Origin of the sequence: Mucilaginibacter sp. Mucisp86 (genome assembly GCF_047324315.1) — a bacterium.
Classification (GTDB): Bacteria; Bacteroidota; Bacteroidia; order Sphingobacteriales; family Sphingobacteriaceae; genus Mucilaginibacter.
In genome coordinates this window covers 5741009-5757516 of record NZ_CP168503.1, presented here as the reverse complement: position 1 = coordinate 5757516, position 16508 = coordinate 5741009, and the positions used below count along the sequence as shown (strand labels likewise).

Sequence of the window (16508 nt, the reverse complement as noted above, 5' to 3'; positions counted from 1 at the left end):
TGATTATGAATAGTATTTTTGCAGATATAGTTAACAGCGTTCAAAAATAATGAAAAATAAGGCATTGAAAAGATTGATTTATAGTTTGTGGGTATTGCTGGTTCTCCTTTCATTTTTTCCATTTAAATCGTACAGCTCAATTTCAACCAATACACTTCGTATTCAAAGCGATACTGTTATAAACAACAGCGGCTTTAAGATCAAGACCATTATCATCGACCCCGGGCATGGTGGCAAGCCGTCGGCCTCTACAGGTCATTATTCGCACGGTGCATCGGGCTCTTATTCGTCAGAAAGGAATGTAACGCTGGCTATTGGCTTTAAATTGCAGGCTGCTATAGAAAAAGAATTGACCGGCGTAAAGGCGGTAATGACCCGAACCACCGAAGATGATGTTTCTTTTGAACGCAGGGCCGAGATTGCCAACGAAAACAAGGGGCAGCTATTCATTTCACTGCACTGTAACTCTTTATCAGACAGAACCATTCGCGAAAAAGTTGGCACCAAACGCCATAAAGCGGTGTACCGTACGGTTAGGGTTCCGGACAGATCGGGCAAAGGTGTACTGATTTTGGTTTACGGTTTACACCGTACCCGTGAAGAGGAAAGTGCTATCCAGAAAAATCAGGTTGGCGAAGAATCAGAACTTGACGGCGGCGCATTGGACCCGAACGACCCAATGACAATTATTTTAACAAACGAGTACAAAAGAAAATTCAGGCAGCAAAGTATTAAACTTGCAACCCTTATCAACGGTGAATTTACCGATACCGACGGAAGGCGCAGCGAAGGTATCAGGGAACAGGGTATTTACGTACTTTGCCATAGCGCAATGCCATCGGTATTGGTTGAAACAGGCTATATCAACAATCCCGACGACGAAAAATACCTTAATTCGGAAGAGGGACAAAATGAGATCGTGGCTTCAATTATCCGTGCTTTAACAAGCTATAAAAAAGAGATGGAACAGGTTTCGCAATAATTATCAAAGCCAAACTGTTACCTTCTGCTCAAATAAAACGTACATTATAAAACATATAAGCTCAATTTCAGGTTTATAACCTTAAACACAATTAACGCATAAACTCTACTTAATGAAAATCTCTAACGAAACCAAAATTGGTGCACTCACGGCCATTGCAATTACTATACTCATATTAGGTTACAGTTATTTACGCGGTAATGATATTTTTTCAGGATCAAATAAATATTACGCTATTTATAACAGTGTTGAAGGCTTAACCGTTTCAAAACCTGTACTGGTAAACGGCTTCCAGATAGGCCGCATCTCTAAAATGCAGCTTCAACCAGACGGGCGTACCGTGGTTGAATTTAAAATTGAACCAGATGTAGTTGTACCAAAAAACACGCTTGCCAAGCTGGAAAGTACCGATTTATTAGGTAGTAAAGCCATTGTTTTTGAGTTAGGCAACAGCAACGTGCCTGCCGAAGACAAGGATACACTTAAAGCTGATATCCAGGGTAGCCTTGCCGAAAGCCTGCAGCCTATTCAAAAAAAGGCGGAAATGCTGATCACCAAGCTTGACTCATCTTTAACTGCGGTAAACAAGATCCTGAACCCTAACTTTCAGAAAAACATCGACCGCAGCTTCATGAGCATTGCCAACTCTTTGCAAACCCTTGAAGGAACTACAAAGAAAATAGATAGACTTGTTGGTTCACAAAGCAGCCATATTGATGCCATACTTGGCAATGCCGAAGTTGTATCGGGCAACCTGAAAACAAGTACAGCACACCTTAATGGCATGACTGCCAATTTTGAAAAAGTAAGTAACGATGTTGCTGCTGCCAACCTGAAGCAAACGCTTGATAACGCCAACAAAGCAATGGCCGATTTACAGGCTACTATCGCTAAGATCAATGCAGGCCAGGGCTCTTTAGGCTTGTTGCTTAATGATGATAAGATGTACAAAAACCTTACAGATGCATCAAACAACCTCAACAACCTGTTTATTGATCTGAAAGCACATCCAAAACGCTATGTGAGCTTCTCGGTATTCGGCGGTAAAAAAGATTAATAAAGAGCTGAAAGCATAAAGCCTAAAGCTATACGTGGAGTTAATGAATAAACTTTAGATAATTAGAAGCTTTCAGCCTTCGGCTTTAAGCATTCAGCTCCCTACTCTATAAAAAAGGTTTTCCCCTCAATTGCAAGTTCAGTTGAGGGGAAAATTGTTTTAGCCTCTTCCAATAACTCGTTCAGGGTTTTATAGCGGGCCGAAAAATGGCCGATCAGCAGTTTTTTTGCGTTTGTTTTCAGGGCTATCTCTCCGGCCTGTAATGCCGTAGTATGATGGGTTATAACAGCCCTGTCAAGCATATCATTTAAAAATGTAGCTTCATGGTAAAGTAGCGTTGCATTAGCTATTTGAGCAAAATAGCTTTCATTATACATCGTATCTGAACAATACGCATACGTTTTAGGCTCGGCCGAATCGGTGGTCAGTTCCTCATTTTTGTAAACGTTGCCTTTTTCGTCCGTATAATCCCCCCCCTTTTTTAATATTGAATAATAGGCTACAGAGATATTGAGGTTTTCTATTTTCTCTTTGATCAGTTTACGGAGTCTTTTCTTTTCTTTAAACAAAAAGCCGGTACAGGCAATGCGATGATCAAGCGGTATGGTTTCAACAACAACATCGTTATTGCTGATCACAATCTCGCGTTGCTCAGCATTAGTAAATATGTATTCGATAGGAAACTGCAGCTCGGTATCTGAGTATTTTAATTGCAGATCAATTATTTCTTTTAAAGGCGCGGGACATGCCAATGTAAGCGCCTTTTTACGCCCGTTGAGATGCATGGATGACAGTAAACCAACCAGGCCTAAATAATGATCGCCGTGAAGATGACTGATTAAAATATGATCAATGCGGCTGGCTTTGATATCAAAGCGGAGCATTTGCTGCTGCGTGCCTTCGCCGCAGTCTATTAAATACAGGCGCTCATTGATATTGAGCACCTGTGAAGTGGGATTTCTGTTAAAGATGGGAGTTGCAGAGCTGCTGCCAAGGATTGTTACCTCAAATTTCATAACAGGTAAACAATCAAATGGTTTATCTTACTTCTTTTTTTAACTCTTTTTCAATCTCTTCCATAAAAATATGATCGACACCTTCTTCGGCAGTTGGAACAATGGTTAATACATTATCCAGCTGTGATATGGTTACCAAACGGGCAACCGCATCATTTAAACCCGCCAGAATGAAGGAACCTGCAGCATTTTTACACAAGCGGTGACCAACCAACAAACTGCTTAAGCCCGATGAATCGGCATATTTCACCTGCGACAAGTCGAGAATAATGTTGCGCTGGCCCTCTGTATTGATCAATATCAATTCAGACTTTAACTGAGGCGTTACTATTGAATTTAATTTTGACTCATTAAGCTTCAATAATATATATTTCTCATGTTTATCTACAGTAAATTTCATTCTTATTAAATTTAATAAGCTAAGATAAATATTTTATGGATATTTTAAAATTACATAACACTCAAGGCGTTATTAATTGCTGTTTCAACGCGGGTTAACACACTGCCTTCGGCAGGTTTCACAAATGGTTCGCCGGTAATTTTTTCGTAAAGCTCGATATAACGCTCGGAAATTGAGTTAACAATTTCTTCGGTCATAACAGGTACTACCTGCCCGTCTTTACCCTGGAAACCGTTTTCGATAAGCCATTTGCGCACAAACTCTTTTGAAAGCTGTTTTTGGGCCTCCCCTTTTTGCTGACGCTCTTCGTAGCCTTCTTTATAAAAATACCTTGATGAGTCGGGCGTATGAATTTCATCAATCAGGTAGATCTGCCCCTCAACCTTACCAAATTCATATTTGGTATCAACCAGTATCAAACCTTGTTTAGCAGCAATTTCGGTACCACGTTTAAATAGTGCCTGGGTATAAGCTTCAAGTTTTACATAATCCTCTTCAGATACGATACCTCTTGCCAGGATCTCTTCGCGTGAAATATCTTCGTCATGCCCTACCGATGCTTTAGTGGTTGGCGTAATGATAGGCTCCGGTAGTATGTCATTCTCTTTTAAACCTTCGGGCAAAGCTACACCGCATACGTGGCGTCTGCCTGCAGTGTATTCGCGGGCAGCATGACCGGCCAGGTAACCGCGGATCACCATCTCTACCTTAAACGGTTCACAAATACGGCCAATCGTAACACTCGGGTCCGGAACTGAAATAACCCAGTTAGGAACAATATCTGCCGTTGCCTCCAAAAAGCGGGCCGCTATCTGGTTAAGCACCTGTCCTTTAAAAGGAATAGCTTCAGGCAATACAACATCAAAGGCCGATATACGGTCGGTAACAACCATGGCCAGGAATTTATTTTCTATCGTATAAACATCGCGTACCTTCCCTTTGTAAAATGACGTTTGTCCCGGAAAGTTGAAATGTGTTTCTTTTATTGAGTTCATTCTTTTAGTTCATGGTTGATAGCTCATAGTTCATAGCCGATTTGCATTATTACCATGAACCATCAACTATGAACTATGAACTAAAATTAAATTACTGTATATCCCCGTAGGCTTCTAATATGCGTTTAACCAGTTTGTGCCTTACTACGTCTTCACCGCTCAGGTAAACTATTTCAATGCCTTTAATATCTGTCAGGATCCTTAAAGCAGTATGTAAGCCTGATTGTTGTTTCTTAGGTAAATCTATCTGTGTTACGTCGCCGGTTACAATAAATTTAGCTGATGGTCCCATACGGGTCAGGAACATCTTAAGCTGCATGTCGGTGGCGTTCTGGGCTTCGTCCAAAATAACAAAGCAGTTATCAAGGGTACGGCCACGCATAAATGCCAGCGGTGCAATCTCAATGGTGCGGTTCTCCAGGTAAACCTTCAGCTTTTCGGCCGGGATCATATCATCAAGCGCATCATATAAAGGCCTCAGGTACGGATCGATCTTTTCTTTAAGGTCGCCCGGTAAAAAACCAAGGTTCTCCCCTGCTTCAACAGCCGGACGGGTTAATATGATGCGTTTAATCTCTTTGTTTTTTAACGCCCTTACAGCTAAAGCTACCGCAGTATAAGTTTTACCGGTACCGGCAGGCCCAATGGCAAACAGAATATCGCTTTTGTTGATACTATCAACCATACGGCGCTGATTGGTGGTGCGCGCCCTAACCATTATACCGTTAGGCCCAAATACAATCACTTCGCCGCTTGCAAATTTATCAGATGCAGCAGGTTCGGCCGTAGTTGTGTTGTTGTTATTTCTTGAACCAAGAATCCGCTCGAGGTCGGTTATGTTGAGGTTTTCGAATTTCTCAACATGATTTATCAGGTGGGTAAATTTTTCCTGGAAAATATTCAGTTCATTATCATCGCCCAAAACCTTCACTTCACTGCCGCGCGCAACTATTTTAAGCTTGGGGTATTGTTTCTTAATGATCTCAAAATGATCATTATTGGGGCCCCACAGTACTGCAGGGTTTACGTTTTCAATTGATAGCTTAAGTTCGTTCAATACTAATTGATTTTTTAGTTACAGATTTTTATGAATTAAAAATTGAATATTTGTAGCTTCAAATGCTACTACAAGATTAGCAATAAATATTTATAAAATTAATGGCAATTATAACATTAACTACTGATTTAGGCGATAAAGATATTTACCAGGCTGCGTTAAAAGGCAGTATCTACAAATTGTTGCCTACAGTAAATATTGTTGATATAACCCACAATGTTGCCGCCTTTAATGTACAGCAGGCTGCCTTTATACTTAAAAACAGCTTTCATTATTTCCCCGACGATACCGTACACCTTATTGGTATTGATACTGTTTATAATGACCATACCAAATACCTTGCTGTCCGTTACAAAAAGCATTATTTTGTAGGAGCAGATAATGGCATTTTTTCATTGATGTTTGATGAGGCTCCGGAAGAACTTGTTGAGATCAATATTATGCAGGACCTAAAATTTCTGCATTTCCCGTTGGCAGATATTTTTGTTAAAACGGCCTGCCATTTGGCCAAGGGCGGTAAGCTGGATGAAATAGGACTACCGGTGAACGAGATCGAAAACAAAATGAATTTACAGCCTGTTATCGAAAAAAACCTGATAAAAGGCGTGGTGATCTATATTGATTCGTTCCAGAACGTGATAACTAATATCACCAAAGAGTTTTTTAACAGTGTACAGCAAGGCAGGCGTTTTGTGCTCAACTTTAAACGTAACGAAACCATCAACCATTTAAGCTGGCATTACAATGAAGTACCCGTTGGCGAAAAGCTTTGCCTGTTCGGCATCAGCGACCATTTGGAAATAGCCATCAACAAAGGCAACGCAAGCGGCTTGCTGGGGTTAAACCTGAATGATAAAGTGATCATTGAATTTCAATAAGGAATTTTATAGATGAGAAAAACTGTCCCGCTTCTTTTAATCTGCTTAGTAACATCCCTTGGGGCATTTGCCCAGGGTACCGTTAATCCCGACTCGGTGGCGTATCAGCTTCAACGGCAAAAAATAAACAATATGCTTACCGCCCGTAAGCAAAAATTCGGGCAGTATGAAACAAGCCTTGGGCAGCACACGGGTATTTTCGGATTTCAAACTAAAGATGATATCCGCCGTTCGGCAGGTATTTTGATGGATATTGCCAAAACTGATGATGCTATTTTTAAAGAGCTTAAAATTCTGCTGGAGTACCGCGATTTTCAACAAAAGCAAATCCAAAGCCACAGCAAAGAAGCCGAAACCACCGCAGCTGGTTATATGCAGGTAATAACACACTTACAACAGCAAAATGCCAGGCTTAAACAGCAGGTAAGGAGTACAGAAGACCACTACAATACCAAACAAAATATTTTCGTTGCGGCAATAGTTCTCATGAGCGCGTCAATTTTATTGCTTATGTTCCGAAAAAACCGGGTTAAAGCGTAAATTCGCGGCTTATAACATTCAAACCCATACATGGCAAGAGGACGACTGAACAGTGGCAGCAAGGCCGAAGCAGAATTACCTAAAGCAAAAATAAACCGGAGCAGCCTGCGTAACGTAGCAAAACTCCTCACTTACCTTAAACCTTACCGTTGGAAATTTATAGCAGGATTGGTATTCCTTTTCCTGTCGAGCCTTGTAGGTTTGGCATTTCCAGCAATCTTAGGCGCATTAATTGATGCAGCGCAAGGAATTTACAAATACAAATATCTGCCGCATGGCTTAAATGCCATAGCCATAATGGGTTTTATCATATTATTCGCCCAGGCTTTTGTTTCGTTCTTCAGGGTGGTTTGGTTTGTGCAGGTAGCCGAAAAATCATTGGCTGATATCAGGCGCGATACCTATTTCAAGCTCATTACGTTACCCATGAACTTCTTTGCCAACCGTCGCGTTGGTGAACTGAACAGCCGTATTTCTGCCGATCTTTCCCAGATCCAGGATACATTGACCACCACTTTTGCCGAAATGATCCGCCAGTTGGTGATCATGGTGGGCAGCACTACCCTGCTGGCTATCGTATCAATAAAACTTACCCTTGCCCTGTTAGCTATATTGCCATTCCTGGTAGCATTTGCTGTGTTCTTCGGAAGGTATATCCGTAAGCTATCCCGCGAGGCTCAGGACAAATTAGCCGAGTCAAATACCATAGTTGAAGAAACATTGCAAGGAATTGCCAATGTAAAAGCCTTTGTTAACGAAGCTTACGAAGCCAACCGGTACGACAAAATATTACGCAAAGTGGTGAACATTGCTGTTCGCGGTGCAAAATTCAGGGGTACCTTTGCTTCCTTCATCGTATTTTGCTTGTTCGGTACCTTTGTAGGCGTTATCTGGTATGGTTCCGTACTGGTAGCCAATCATGAAATATATGTTGGCGATCTCACTACTTTTATCATGTACTCGATATTTGTAGGCGCCGCTATGGGTAGCTTCCCCGATTTGTACGCCAATTTGCAAAAAGCAGTTGGCGCCAGCGAACGGGTACTGGAGATCCTTCATGAACAGGGCGAAGACATTTCGATTATTGAAAGCGAAAACGGCATCAAACAACCAATTAAAGGTGATCTTGCTTTTGATAACGTAGTATTTACTTACCCATCACGTCAGGAAATAACCGTATTAAAAGGCATCTCATTTAATGCCGATGCCGGCCAGCGTGTCGCTATTGTGGGGCCAAGCGGTTCCGGTAAATCTACCATGGCATCGCTGATATTGCAGTTTTATCATCCGCAAAGTGGCAGCATTTTATTTGATGGCAAATCAGCAGACAATTATTCCCTTACCGATATCCGTAACCAGGTAGCCATCGTTCCGCAGGATGTATTGCTGTTTGGCGGTACTATTATGGAGAATATTGCCTACGGCCGATTAAACGCCTCAAAAGAAGATATTATACAGGCCGCTAAACGCGCTAATGCCCATCAGTTTATATCATCTTTCCCCGAAGGTTATGAAACCGTTGTTGGCGAACGGGGCGTAAAACTATCAGGCGGTCAACGCCAGCGTATTGCCATTGCGAGGGCGCTGCTTAAAAACCCTTCGATATTGATACTTGACGAAGCTACATCATCGTTAGATTCTGAGTCGGAACGCCTTGTACAGGAAGCACTGGAAGAATTGATGAAAAACAGGACTTCTATCATTATAGCTCACCGCCTTTCAACCATTCGCGAAGCCGATAAAATAGTGGTGCTTGAAAAAGGCAACATTGTTGAAAGCGGCAGCCACATGGAGCTTATTGGTAATGAACAGGGCCTTTACCGCTACCTCAGCCAATTACAGTTTGAAAGTAGCCAGGCTTAGCAAACACTTCTTAAAACTTATCGGTTTATAAAAAACTTATAGCGCATTAATCCGTTTACACTCGCAATAAAGCGGGTGTAAACTGTTATATTCACAATTTAAAGATTACTTACAGCGTAATATCATTATCGATACCGGCATTTGGTTGTGTATCAAATATAAAAATGAAACTAACTATACACGGGGCGGCCCGTCAGGTAACCGGGAGCATGCATTTGCTTGAGGTTGGACAATATAAAATTTTAATTGACTGCGGGCTTGATTACGAAAAAGACCGCAGTATTATATCTAACGAAAACTTTCCTTTTCGCCCGGAAGATATTGATGTGGTGGTGCTTACTCACGCTCATATCGATCATTCGGGTAACCTGCCTACCCTGATCCGTTTAGGTTTCGAAGGACAGATACTTTGTACCCCTCCTACCGCAGATTTAACAGAGCTACTTTTGCTTGATTCTGTAAATATCTTTATGCGAAAAACCGCAAGTAGAGGCGGCCATCACAAACGCGGCAGAGGCAAGTTTAACACTCATGCGCAGCCTTTATACATGCAAAAGCATGTTATGGATACAATGGAACGCTTTGTTACCATAGGTTTTAACAAACCATTTCGCATTACAGGCGATATTGAACTAACTTTTGTACCAGTGGGCCACCTTTTGGGTGCAGCAGCTGCGGTATTTAAAATAAACGATAAAGGCGAAGAAAAATCAATTGCTTTTACCGGCGATATCGGCAGAAAAAATTACCCGGTATTGAATGATCCGCAGCCATTGCCCCCTGTTGATTTCCTGGTTTCGGAAGCAACCTATGGCGGGCGCTACCACAGTAAAGACAAAACCGTTGAGCAAACCCTGATTGAGGTTATTGAAAAAGCCTGTATTAAAGAACAAGGCCGTTTGATTATCCCGGCATTTAGTATTGGCCGAACGCAATCACTGGTATATACATTAAACAAGATCTTTAGCACCGGCCTACTGCCGCCTGTTAAAGTTTTTGTTGATAGCCCAATGGCTACCCAAGCTACAGAGGTGTTCAGGAAGTATCATAATCATGTTAACCAGGAAGCCCAGGAGTTTTATCAAAAACGCGGAGACGAATTTGAGTTTGATAACCTCACTTATGTAGAAACACTGAAGGATAGCAGGCAGATCTCTAATTATTGGGAGCCTTGTATCATTATCTCATCTGCAGGGATGCTCGAAGGCGGTCGCATCCAGGACCATCTATTTTACAATATTCAGAATTACTACGCAACTATTCTATTCATCGGCTACTGCGCCAAGGGCACATTGGGACATCGCTTATTGCGGGGAGATTCCATCGTCCACATTAAAGACCGCGAACTGGCCGTTTACGCTACTATTAAACAAACCGACGTACTAAGTGCCCACGGCGATCATGACGACCTCATGAATACCGTAAAAGCCATTGATAAAGGAAAACTAAAACATATATTCCTGGTGCACGGCGAGGGCGAAAGTATGCAACTATTAGCTAATGACCTCGAAAAAGAAGGGTATGGAGTTACGATGCCGGAGAAGGGTGTTAGTTATATAATATAAAAATCATTCAATATAAACCATGTCATTGCGAGGCACGAAGCAATCGCACGGAAGCATGACCGCCCTGTATAGCATGCGATTGCTTCGTGCCTCGCAATGACATGGTTTTTTCATATAAAGCAAACGGCACGAATTTTATCAATTCGTGCCGTTTGCTTTATGGTTTTATTCGTGTAATTCGCTCTAATTTAGAGTGAATTAGCGTTAAGCTTTTTTAAAATGCTCAATGATCAAACTCGCAAGCTCAACGCCGATCCTTTCCTGAGCCTCATTAGTGGCAGCACCAATGTGTGGGGTCAGGGAAATTTTTGGATGAGTTAAGATCTCTGCGCGCGGAGTTGGCTCATTGTCAAATACGTCAAGAGCAGCAAATGAAACCTGGCCGCTGTTTAAGGCATCTACCAAAGCAAGCTCGTCGATTAAACCGCCGCGTGAAATATTTACCAGGCCAACACCTTTTTTAGTTTTAGCCAATTCTTCAGCACCAAAAAGGGCTTTGTCGATGAACGGAGTATGCAATGTAATGAAATCAGCAGTAGTGATGATCTCATCGAGCGTAGATTTTTTAACAGCTACTTTAACAGTAGTACCGCCACCTAAAACAAGATCCAACTCAGGGTTGAAATCAAAAAGGTCATAAGCCAAAACATCCATACCAACACCGATAGCTATTTTAGCTACTTCCCTGCCGATGCGGCCAAAGCCTACGATACCTAAAGTTTTACCGCGGAGCTCAACGCCTTTAGCATAAGCTTTTTTTAGATCGTTAAATTTAGTACCGCCATCAACCGGCATTTTGCGGTTGCTATCAGGTAAAAAGCGCACAGCGCCAAATAAGCTGGCAAATACAAGCTCAGCAACTGACAATGAAGATGATGCAGGAGTATTGTATACGCCAATGCCTTTTTCTTTGGCATAGTCAACATCAATATTATCAACACCAACACCACCACGACCAATCAGTTTCAGGTTAGGAGTAGCGTCAATTAATGCTTTACGTACTTTAGTAGCACTACGTACAGTAATAGCATCATAGTTTTTCAATTTTTCAGGAAGCTCGTCCTGTGGGATATTGTTAGTATCAACAAAAAAGCCGGCATCTTCCAGCATTTTTTTACCTATCGGATCGATACCGTCGTTAGCTAATATTTTGATCATCTCTTTTATGTTCAATGGTTCATTAGTTCAATGGTTCATTGGTCTGCTTCATCAAAAACTAATGAACTAATGAACCAGTGAACTAATGATACTTTTAAATTATTTATTCTTTTCAGCAAATTCCTGCATTACGTCAATCAGCACATAGATGCTGCTTATTGGCAATGCGTTGTAAATTGAAGCACGGAAACCACCTACACTTCTGTGGCCTTTGATACCTACTATACCGCGTTCTTCGGCAAGTTTCAGGAATGGTTTTTCCAACTCAGGATTTTCCATTACGAAGCAAACGTTCATTTTTGAACGGTCTTCAACGGCAGCCACTGCTTTAAACAATGGGTTGCGGTCAATTTCTTCATACAATACACGCGCTTTGGTGATGTTTTCCTGCTCAATTGCCGGCACACCGCCTTTTGCTTTTAACCATTTAAGGGTAAGCATTGAAACGTAGATAGCAAATACAGGAGGGGTATTGTACATTGAACCACCTTCAATTTGAGTTTGGTAGTTAAACATTGCAGGGATCTTACGGCCGGTTTTACCCAACAGATCCTCCTTAACAATAACTAAAGTAACGCCGGCAGGGCCCATGTTTTTCTGAGCACCGGCGTAGATCAAACCAAAATCGGCAACGTTAACCACGCGGCTGAAAATATCTGACGACATATCACAAACCACCGGAATTGGTGATTTAAAGAACTCCTGTAACTGCGTACCGTAAATGGTATTGTTAGATGTAATATGGATATAAGCAGCATCGGCAGGGATTTCAAAATCCTTAGGGATGTAAGTAAAGTTAGCCTCTTTTGAAGTAGCTACAACTTGTACTTCGCCAAAATATTTAGCTTCTTTTAAAGCTTTGTTGGCCCAAACACCGGTTTCAACATAAGCTGCTTTACCACCTTCAGGTAACAGGTTGTAAGGAGCCAAAGCAAACTGGGTGCTGGCGCCACCTTGCAGAAACAATACCGAATAACCTTCCGGAACGTTGAATAATTCTTTTACCAGGCTTACAGCTTCGTCTAAAACGGCTTCAAACTCTTTTGATCGGTGCGAAATTTCAAGCAAAGAGAGTCCAGTACCATTAAAATCAATAACTGCTTCTGAAGCTTGCTTTAAAACTTCGTGTGGTAGAATGCCGGGTCCGGCACCAAAATTATGTTTCATATAATTAACGAATTGTAGGTTCTAAATACACTATTAGGAAGTTTGTATTTTGTTGGGCCGAAGTTAATTAATTTGACAAAATATATAGACATTATTTACATTTTTTGGAAAAATATACAATTAATCAACAAAAGGCCTTTTGATTGCAAATAATTAAACTAACCCCACGGGGCTGGTTTAATTATTATCATTATAATACTTTTAGGGATGTTTGAGTTTTGAAATTGCGGCCACCTGGTTGGCCGACGAGAATACAGAAGTACCCGCAACAAACACATTTGCCCCGGCTTCTATCAATTTTGTTACATTGTTAGCATCTACCCCTCCGTCAATCTCAATTAACAGGCCGGGATTTTTTTCGGCACTTAGTGTCCTGAGCTCTTTGATCTTTTTATAAGTATTTTCTATAAAATGCTGTCCGCCAAAGCCAGGATTAACCGACATGATCAAAACCATATCCAGATCGGCAACAATATCCTCCAGCGTAGATACAGGGGTAGCCGGGTTAATGGCAACTGCAGCCTTACAACCTAATTGCTTAATAGCCTGAATGGTACGATGTAAATGCGGACAAGTTTCCTGGTGTACAGTGATGCTATCAGCGCCGGCATCCTTAAAAGCTTTAAGGTAACGATCCGGATCAACAATCATCAGGTGTACGTCAAGCGGTTTAGTTGCGTGTTTTTTTGCAGCGTTTACAACCGGGAAACCAAAAGAGATATTTGGAACAAACATGCCATCCATAATATCAACGTGTATCCAGTCGGCTTCGCTGTTATTGATCATTTCAATATCGCGTTGCAGGTTGGCAAAATCGGCTGCTAAGATAGATGGAGCTATGAGGTGATTCATATGCAAATATATAAATCCCCCTAACCCGGGGGCTGCGAAATGAGAATTATTTTATGATATGAATGTAAAAAATGACAGGCACCAGCAAATGCTGCAGGTTCAAGCGTCCTCCGCTTGAACCCATACAATGTTAAGCGTCCACGCTTAACATTTAACCGGGAGCGAGGACGCTCATGCTAAGAAATAATTCAAGCGTGGACGCTTGAACGCGCGTTTTGGACTCACAAGCTGAAAGCTTTGAACATGCCAACCACGGGTTATGCTACGCTAAACCCGCGGCAGTTATTTTAAAACCTAAACCCGATAGATATATAAGGTAATGATCCTTCTTTTGAAAAACCCATAACAGCCTCTATCAGCACCAGTTGAGCTGGGATGATATATAAGCCACCACCATAACCATCATGCCACCTGTCCGATGACTCTCCGGGTACCCATACCCTGCCTACATCATTAAAGCCGATTAAACCGAATGAACCTGGCAGCAGGTACGATGTGAAATCCATAACTTTTAATCGTAACTCGAGGTTATTATAAGCGATTGTTTTACCGGTAAACCTGTTGGTATGAAATCCTCTGAAATTTTGCGAGCCGCCAAGTTTCATCTGCTGAAAATATGCGGCATTCCCCACGGTAGTACCTAAGCCCGTGCGGTTAGCAATTACCAATACCGAATCCCTGTCGGGATTTAAATAGAAACTAAACTCAGACAATACCTGTCCGTAGGTGTTGTGACTTCCCGAACCTCCTCCGCTAAAGCCACTTACAGTAGTCGTCCATAAAATACCCTGCGTGGGTATAATTAGTTTATTCCGGGTATCAACCGTTGCGTTGGCTGTTAAACCTCCGTAAACTTTGGTGCCAAAAACCGCCTCGTTAGGGAACGCGGCATTATAACCGTTCAAAAACCTTTCGGTATTGTTGGAGGCCTTGCTGTTATAAAACTGACCTGCAACGCCGGCGCTTACGTGCAGGTTTCCGAAACTGCGGTGCAAGGAAACATCACCTGTAACATAGTCATAGCGGTTACGATAGTAGGAGATCTTCCTGTCGCCCTCGTTTTCAAAAACGGTATTATTACCGATTCCAAAAAAGTTGCTCAGGTTACTCGGCCCGCGCGAAAGCAGGTTGATCTTCAAGTCATTTTCGCCAATGGCTTTTTTCCAGTCGGCCGTATAAGTAAACAAAAATGATTTACGCCCCAATGAATAATTCGTCAAAAACTCTTCGCGGAAAGCATAGGGTTCCTTACGAAAGCCGTGCCGCTCGTATGAGAAACCACCAATCAGCAAAATACCGATATCATTACTGTAATTGGCCAGAATGATAGGCTCAAACCTGTCAAACTTAAAGGCCGTTTTATCATAGCTGTTTACAGTTGTATCTGTCGAAGTACGGTTTTTAGCCAGCGATGAAGAGGGCAATATATTTTTCTGATCCGATCGGTCATAAATATAAGTCTTGCCTTTATTATGCAAACTGCTGTCAACAGCAAAAGTGTCCTTGCCATCGCCGCCTATCATCCTAATTATAATGGGCGAAGGCGTTGATCCAATTACCGCAAAAAAATCGTCACCATCAAAACCATACATCCTGATCTCTTTAGTAACATCGGGTTTAAAAGTACGCTGGTAGGTTACCTTATCTACGCTGCCGTCTTTCTTTATCTTATTTATGGTAAGGGTGATATCGCCATTGCTTTCGTGGGCTACAGTGAACTTGTCCGTTTTGTCACTTGCTGGTACATCTACATATATTGAGATGAATTTATAATACTCAAGCGCCTGCTTTTGCAGGATATTGCGCCGTGCAATCATTTTGCTGATGATCTCCGGCCCCGACAGTTTGTAGATGGTATCGGGCATTAAGTGCACCGCTTTTTTGATCAGATCGTCGGTAAGCTTGCTTTGCACATAGGCTATCTGCTCTTTCCAATCATCTTCACTCAGTTGGTTCAGGAAATAACGGTCAAAATAGCGGGCATTAAAATTCCATCCATTAATATCCCTGATCTCGTCACTATAACCCTGAAATTTTGATTTAAGCCATTGATGTGCTACTATCCAGGGCAACACTCCCGAAGTTTTATAGTACACCTGGTCACGGTCGCGTGGAACGGGTTCGTAAACAGTTTCATGTTTTCCGTCGATCTTTTCCCAGCGCCATTGGTCTTCATGCCTGTCCCAATCGCCTAAAAGCATATCAAGCAGGCGGGCACGGAGTACAGTCTTCTGATCAACCCGATTATCATTATCATCCTGTAGTTTGCGCTGTACCTTTTCGGTATTGTCGGTTTTTTCGGCATCAAGCGGCTCGCGTTCTTCAAATAAAAACACCTGGTTGGCAAAGTCTTTTTGATACTCACTAAAAGCAGGATCATCAGGAACATAAACAATTTTGGGGTTTGAATGCGGTACGCCAAGTGCTTCGGCCAAAGGCGGCACAGTAAGTGCCGAAAACGGATGCGCGGCCGAAACCTGGTCTTGCAGAATATCTTTAGCCACCGTAGGCCTTAAATCAACAGGCAGGCCTTTTTCGGGATATTTCTGAATAGTACGTAATACCCATTGCTGCCCTGTAGGATCCTGCAGACGCAATGATTTGGTTTGCTTGCCCCCGCCCCTTTGCAATATTTTAAGGCCGCCTTTTTCTGTGGTAAGATGAAATACAGGCAGCGTAACCGGTGCAGCCCAAAGCTTACGGTAATTATCGCCCAGAAAAAATTGATGGGTGCCGCTTACATTATTATACGATGGCTCGATGGCCAGCTTGATACTATCGGCACGGGTTTGAGCAAATGAAATATTGCCGGCTAAGCATATGCCTGCCGTTAAAAAAAAGGATAAAGCGTTGAACAGTTTTTTGCCGCCCATGAGGTTTTGTAGGTAATGCATCAGTAGAATAATGCATATTACAAAATAGTTTTAATTATACACAGGGAAATCACGCTAAAAAACACAAGACCATACCAAATTACC

14 protein-coding genes are annotated in these 16508 nt (G+C 42.0%); 6 read left to right on the top strand and 8 right to left on the bottom strand.

What is annotated here, in order from left to right; all coding sequences use genetic code 11:
• Positions 1 to 49: 49 nt before the first annotated feature.
• Together ACEN9X_RS24125 and ACEN9X_RS24120 are read left to right on the top strand one after the other, a co-directional pair.
• Positions 50 to 982, top strand: coding sequence for an N-acetylmuramoyl-L-alanine amidase family protein (locus ACEN9X_RS24125; RefSeq protein ID WP_413667556.1), 933 nt, complete (start codon positions 50 to 52; stop codon positions 980 to 982).
• A 112-nt stretch (positions 983 to 1094) separates the two neighbouring features.
• Positions 1095 to 2039 carry an MlaD family protein gene (locus ACEN9X_RS24120; protein WP_091211671.1) on the top strand — a complete coding sequence of 315 codons (945 nt, stop codon included), beginning with the start codon at positions 1095 to 1097 and terminating at the stop codon, positions 2037 to 2039.
• A 101-nt stretch (positions 2040 to 2140) separates the two neighbouring features.
• Here the strand turns inward: ACEN9X_RS24120 and ACEN9X_RS24115 are convergent, their stop codons facing one another.
• The 4 genes from ACEN9X_RS24115 to ACEN9X_RS24100 all read right to left on the bottom strand — a co-directional run bounded on the left by ACEN9X_RS24115 (position 2141) and on the right by ACEN9X_RS24100 (position 5507).
• The gene (locus tag ACEN9X_RS24115) at positions 2141 to 3055 is read right to left on the bottom strand and encodes a ribonuclease Z (RefSeq protein WP_413667555.1); all 915 of its coding nucleotides are present in this window, start codon (positions 3053 to 3055) and stop codon (positions 2141 to 2143) included.
• 22 nt (positions 3056 to 3077) lie between these two features.
• Positions 3078 to 3455: an STAS domain-containing protein gene (locus tag ACEN9X_RS24110; protein WP_091211669.1), complete on the bottom strand. Its 378-nt coding sequence runs from the start codon at positions 3453 to 3455 to the stop codon at positions 3078 to 3080.
• A gap of 50 nt (positions 3456 to 3505) precedes the next feature.
• Positions 3506 to 4450, bottom strand: coding sequence for a phosphoribosylaminoimidazolesuccinocarboxamide synthase (locus tag ACEN9X_RS24105; RefSeq protein WP_413667554.1), 945 nt, complete (start codon positions 4448 to 4450; stop codon positions 3506 to 3508).
• A 91-nt stretch (positions 4451 to 4541) separates the two neighbouring features.
• Complete coding sequence (locus ACEN9X_RS24100; protein ID WP_413667553.1) at positions 4542 to 5507, bottom strand: PhoH family protein; 966 nt, start codon at positions 5505 to 5507, stop codon at positions 4542 to 4544.
• Positions 5508 to 5608: 101 nt separating this feature from the next.
• On the opposite strand from ACEN9X_RS24100, the gene ACEN9X_RS24095 reads away from it, so the two are divergent.
• The 4 genes from ACEN9X_RS24095 (at position 5609) to ACEN9X_RS24080 (ending at position 10353) form a co-directional block, all read left to right on the top strand.
• Positions 5609 to 6385, top strand: a complete 777-nt coding sequence (locus tag ACEN9X_RS24095; RefSeq protein ID WP_091211666.1) for an S-adenosyl-l-methionine hydroxide adenosyltransferase family protein — start codon at positions 5609 to 5611, stop codon at positions 6383 to 6385.
• 12 nt (positions 6386 to 6397) lie between these two features.
• Positions 6398 to 6925 carry a hypothetical protein gene (locus ACEN9X_RS24090; RefSeq protein WP_413667552.1) on the top strand — a complete coding sequence of 176 codons (528 nt, stop codon included), beginning with the start codon at positions 6398 to 6400 and terminating at the stop codon, positions 6923 to 6925.
• A gap of 30 nt (positions 6926 to 6955) precedes the next feature.
• Positions 6956 to 8788 (top strand): ABC transporter ATP-binding protein, encoded by a 1833-nt coding sequence (locus tag ACEN9X_RS24085; RefSeq protein WP_413667551.1) that lies wholly within the window; start codon positions 6956 to 6958, stop codon positions 8786 to 8788.
• Positions 8789 to 8952: 164 nt separating this feature from the next.
• On the top strand, positions 8953 to 10353 hold the full coding sequence (locus ACEN9X_RS24080) for an MBL fold metallo-hydrolase (RefSeq protein ID WP_413667550.1): 1401 nt from the start codon (positions 8953 to 8955) through the stop codon (positions 10351 to 10353).
• 204 nt (positions 10354 to 10557) lie between these two features.
• Here the strand turns inward: ACEN9X_RS24080 and ACEN9X_RS24075 are convergent, their stop codons facing one another.
• The 4 genes from ACEN9X_RS24075 to ACEN9X_RS24060 form a co-directional block, all read right to left on the bottom strand.
• Complete coding sequence (locus tag ACEN9X_RS24075; RefSeq protein WP_208864729.1) at positions 10558 to 11511, bottom strand: D-2-hydroxyacid dehydrogenase; 954 nt, start codon at positions 11509 to 11511, stop codon at positions 10558 to 10560.
• Between the two features lie 99 nt (positions 11512 to 11610).
• Complete coding sequence (gene serC / locus ACEN9X_RS24070; RefSeq protein WP_413667549.1) at positions 11611 to 12678, bottom strand: 3-phosphoserine/phosphohydroxythreonine transaminase; 1068 nt, start codon at positions 12676 to 12678, stop codon at positions 11611 to 11613.
• 201 nt (positions 12679 to 12879) lie between these two features.
• Positions 12880 to 13530, bottom strand: coding sequence for a ribulose-phosphate 3-epimerase (gene rpe / locus ACEN9X_RS24065; protein ID WP_413667548.1), 651 nt, complete (start codon positions 13528 to 13530; stop codon positions 12880 to 12882).
• Between the two features lie 287 nt (positions 13531 to 13817).
• On the bottom strand, positions 13818 to 16424 hold the full coding sequence (locus ACEN9X_RS24060) for a hypothetical protein (RefSeq protein ID WP_413667547.1): 2607 nt from the start codon (positions 16422 to 16424) through the stop codon (positions 13818 to 13820).
• Positions 16425 to 16508 lie beyond the last annotated feature (84 nt).

Excerpts from the sequence above, each read along its gene's own strand:
- serC (WP_413667549.1), bottom strand. The coding sequence starts at position 12,678 with ATGAAACATAATTTTGGTGCCGGACCCGGCATTCTACCACACGAAGTT.
- ACEN9X_RS24120 (WP_091211671.1), top strand. The coding sequence starts at position 1,095 with ATGAAAATCTCTAACGAAACCAAAATTGGTGCACTCACGGCCATTGCA.
- ACEN9X_RS24110 (WP_091211669.1), bottom strand. The coding sequence starts at position 3,455 with ATGAAATTTACTGTAGATAAACATGAGAAATATATATTATTGAAGCTT.
- ACEN9X_RS24075 (WP_208864729.1), bottom strand. The coding sequence starts at position 11,511 with ATGATCAAAATATTAGCTAACGACGGTATCGATCCGATAGGTAAAAAA.
- ACEN9X_RS24080 (WP_413667550.1), top strand. The coding sequence starts at position 8,953 with ATGAAACTAACTATACACGGGGCGGCCCGTCAGGTAACCGGGAGCATG.
- ACEN9X_RS24095 (WP_091211666.1), top strand. The coding sequence starts at position 5,609 with ATGGCAATTATAACATTAACTACTGATTTAGGCGATAAAGATATTTAC.
- ACEN9X_RS24060 (WP_413667547.1), bottom strand. The coding sequence starts at position 16,424 with ATGCATTACCTACAAAACCTCATGGGCGGCAAAAAACTGTTCAACGCT.
- rpe (WP_413667548.1), bottom strand. The coding sequence starts at position 13,530 with ATGAATCACCTCATAGCTCCATCTATCTTAGCAGCCGATTTTGCCAAC.
- ACEN9X_RS24090 (WP_413667552.1), top strand. The coding sequence starts at position 6,398 with ATGAGAAAAACTGTCCCGCTTCTTTTAATCTGCTTAGTAACATCCCTT.
- ACEN9X_RS24085 (WP_413667551.1), top strand. The coding sequence starts at position 6,956 with ATGGCAAGAGGACGACTGAACAGTGGCAGCAAGGCCGAAGCAGAATTA.
- ACEN9X_RS24105 (WP_413667554.1), bottom strand. The coding sequence starts at position 4,450 with ATGAACTCAATAAAAGAAACACATTTCAACTTTCCGGGACAAACGTCA.
- ACEN9X_RS24115 (WP_413667555.1), bottom strand. The coding sequence starts at position 3,055 with ATGAAATTTGAGGTAACAATCCTTGGCAGCAGCTCTGCAACTCCCATC.
- ACEN9X_RS24125 (WP_413667556.1), top strand. The coding sequence starts at position 50 with ATGAAAAATAAGGCATTGAAAAGATTGATTTATAGTTTGTGGGTATTG.